Annotated in this window: 3 protein-coding genes and 3 tRNA genes; 3 read left to right on the forward strand and 3 right to left on the reverse strand. The window is 35.2% G+C overall.

Annotation, left to right across the window (positions count from 1 at the left end):
* A partial coding sequence (locus tag ABY905_RS15620) for an acyl-CoA dehydrogenase family protein (protein WP_372645548.1) occupies positions 1-470 on the reverse strand: 470 nt, incomplete at its 3' end.
* Between the two features lie 426 nt (positions 471-896).
* On the opposite strand from ABY905_RS15620, the gene ABY905_RS15625 reads away from it, so the two are divergent.
* From ABY905_RS15625 to ABY905_RS15635, 3 genes are all read left to right on the forward strand, one after another.
* Positions 897-970: transfer RNA gene (locus ABY905_RS15625), tRNA-Asn, on the forward strand.
* A 47-nt stretch (positions 971-1,017) separates the two neighbouring features.
* A tRNA-Asn gene (locus tag ABY905_RS15630) sits at positions 1,018-1,091 on the forward strand.
* Positions 1,092-1,133: 42 nt separating this feature from the next.
* Positions 1,134-1,207: transfer RNA gene (locus tag ABY905_RS15635), tRNA-Asn, on the forward strand.
* A 66-nt stretch (positions 1,208-1,273) separates the two neighbouring features.
* Here the strand turns inward: ABY905_RS15635 and ABY905_RS15640 are convergent.
* Positions 1,274-1,900 (reverse strand): GNAT family N-acetyltransferase, encoded by a 627-nt coding sequence (locus tag ABY905_RS15640; RefSeq protein ID WP_372645550.1) that lies wholly within the window; start codon positions 1,898-1,900, stop codon positions 1,274-1,276.
* A 174-nt stretch (positions 1,901-2,074) separates the two neighbouring features.
* Positions 2,075-3,082: M16 family metallopeptidase (locus ABY905_RS15645; RefSeq protein WP_372645552.1), on the reverse strand; the 1,008-nt coding region annotated here is incomplete at its 5' end.

Here is a 3,082-nt window from a genome sequence, read left to right on the forward strand (position 1 = left end):
CCTTTTATGTGGTACGATTCACCTATTTTGACATTCGAAGTCTGCATACCTAATGCATCACTACCAAAATCGGGTTCAGTAATCATTAAGCCACCCATGTTCTGTTGAGTGAGGAAACGGTCGAAAATGCCTTTTTTCACGTTTTCTTGTGCATATTTCGCAACGGGCTCAAGGAATAAAGCAATATTAATCCCAAAGGTTAATGCTAATGGAAGCGATTCGTACGAAGCCGTATCCAAAATGCCCAAGCACTCTTTTACCTTAGCTCCACGACCACCATATTCTTTAGGAATGGCTACCGATAAAGGGTTTTTTGCCATGATATCTCTTAGTACCAGTGCAGGGAATCCTCTCTTCTGGATAAACTTTTCGATATTATCTTTCTCGTAAAAAGCACTTTGTATCGTCTTTTTAATAGCGCTCAGGAACTCTGAAAAAGGAAGATGTTCCGCGATATTAGAAGTCATCATCTATTGTTTATTTTAAATTAGTACAAATAAGAATAGTTGTTGTGCAAAGCTAAGATTTAAAAATAGATAAAGACAAATAAGTCTGATTATTTGATATTCTATTATTATCTCCCTAAGATAATCAAATTTGATAAGCTCATAAAATGATTATCTTCTTATAAATTGCTTGTATTTCTTTTGGGCTTTTTAAGTCTATACTGCACCAATTTCCAATAGAAGTAGAAAAAAGGATATTTGTATTGATGTTTTTTTTGAGCATATCTTCCTGATCAAAAGCAAATTTGAATTTTTGAAAAAAAAAATATTCGTTTTTTTTGAAAAAAAGAAGGAAGACTCTTGTATAATTGGGGAAAAGCGCTTAGTTTTGCATCGCAAATTTAGTCAATAAAGTGTGTCTTTATAAGCAACAGAAATTTGTAATTAAATTCCTTCTTAGCTCAGTTGGTTAGAGCATCTGACTGTTAATCAGAGGGTCCCTGGTTCGAGTCCAGGAGAGGGAGCATAAAAACCAATACTGTGAGGTTTTTAAAATAAATATCAGCAATATTCCTTTTTAGCTCAGTTGGTTAGAGCATCTGACTGTTAATCAGAGGGTCCCTGGTTCGAGTCCAGGAAAGGGAGCAGGAAACCGATACTGTGAGGTTTAAAAAAATATCAGATTATTCCTTTTTAGCTCAGTTGGTTAGAGCATCTGACTGTTAATCAGAGGGTCCCTGGTTCGAGTCCAGGAAAGGGAGCAGAAGCCGTTCGATTTATCGAGCGGCTTTTTTTGTATTATGCTGTTTCTCGAATTGATCTTAAAGTCAATAAGTAGGACATTTTTCAGGTATCTCTGTTAAAATCTGTTGCAAAAGTAGATCTGATTCTGATACGCGATATAATTCTGTAAAAATAGAAAGAATCATTTGTGTCATTTCCAAACGATTATAGTATTCTATTTTATGTAGCGTATTTACCATTAATATCACCTCAGTAGTTTCTGTTCCGTTGAGCGAGGGTACGTAGCTTTTAAGTCCTTGAATTTGTTTAAATTCATTTCTGATATAGAATTTCATCCTTTGTTGACGCTGGGCAGTGTTGATGCCTAATGAAGGATTCTCTAACTCAGCCACCAATGATTGCTTTTGTTTACTAACAATCCTAACTAAGTGTTTTAAAAAAATTGTGCCCACACCACTGCCTTGATGAGTTCGTTGTACGGCAAAATACTCTAGAAGGGTAAAAGTGGAATTTGATAAATCCCATAGAATAGCCATGGCTATCACGTTCCCATTCTCTTTAGCTACTATGAATTGTCCTTGAGGGGATACTATTCTGCCTTGTAAGCTTTCAATGCTCTGTTGTTCTTCAGGAGGGAAAGCTTCATAGTAGATTGTTAGAGCCTCATTGAAATCAGGATCATTGCTTTCGGATAGTATTTTGTATATCATCACATATTTTTTTGTAAATGTAGGAAAGAAGTCTGCAGTTTTCAACGATAGATAATATTCCTGAGCATAAGGGAAGACTGTAATTTCATGATTTTTGTGACAAGACAGAAGGGTAAAAAAAAAGAGAGTATTCAAATCTTGAATACTCTCTTTTTAGAATTTCACGGTTGTGATTTAGATTTCCTTTTCTTTAGGAGACATAACAACTTCCGTCTTTGTTGGTTTTGCAAAATACTTCTTAGCAAATTTCTCAACCTTTTCTTTACTAATCGAATTGATCAGGTTATCGTAAGCTTCAGGAGTCAACATATCTTTATTATAGATATAGTGTGCATTAATTGCATCAACCCAGTAAGTATTTTTACGAAGATTTTCCTGACGCACTTTAATCAAGTTTTTCTTTACTTCATTTAGATCATCTTCCTTAACACCTTTGGTGAAAAGCAACTGGATTTCATTGTAAACAATTGCTTTTAATTTATCAGCTTTAGCTGGATCTGTATCAAATTGAATTGATACATTGTATTCTTCACGAGGAAGTTTTTCTACGTTTGCCCAAACACCTACACCATAGGATCCGCCTTCTTCTTCTCTAATGACATCTAAGTAACGTTTGCTAAGTAATTTAGAGATCACGTCCATCATGATTGAATTATCCTTTGTGTATTTGATATCACCATGGAGATCGATTCTGATACTAGTTTTAGGTGTTTCCATCTCTCTAGTAAAGTGGCTGTAAGTGTCCTTCTTAGGGAAGTTAACTCCACTATCTTTCCAATTCTCTTTTCTATCGATATCTTTAATGCTACCTAAATATGTTTCAATCATAGGTCTTGCTTTTGCAGCATCAATATTTCCAACAAAAATGAAAGTAAAGTCACTTGCATCAACTAAACGCTCGTTGTACACACGTTTCATAGTCTCAAAGTCTAAGCTTTTGATCATATCTGTGCTGAATAGAATCGTACGAGGATTGTGATCTGTTGTTGTCATCGATACAGAATCGCGAAATGCCTTGTTTATATCAGTTCCCATATTGGCAACAAAAGCCATATAACGCCCTTTTAAGGCATCGAATGCTTCTTTGTCGAAGCGTGGCTTCTCGAAATATAAATGAGCTAGTTTCAATAACGTCTCAAAGTCTTGGATTGAAGAATTACCGCTTAAACCTTCTGTAAGTTC

Source organism: Ancylomarina sp., from assembly GCF_041555295.1.
Taxonomy (GTDB): Bacteria; Bacteroidota; Bacteroidia; order Bacteroidales; family Marinifilaceae; genus Ancylomarina.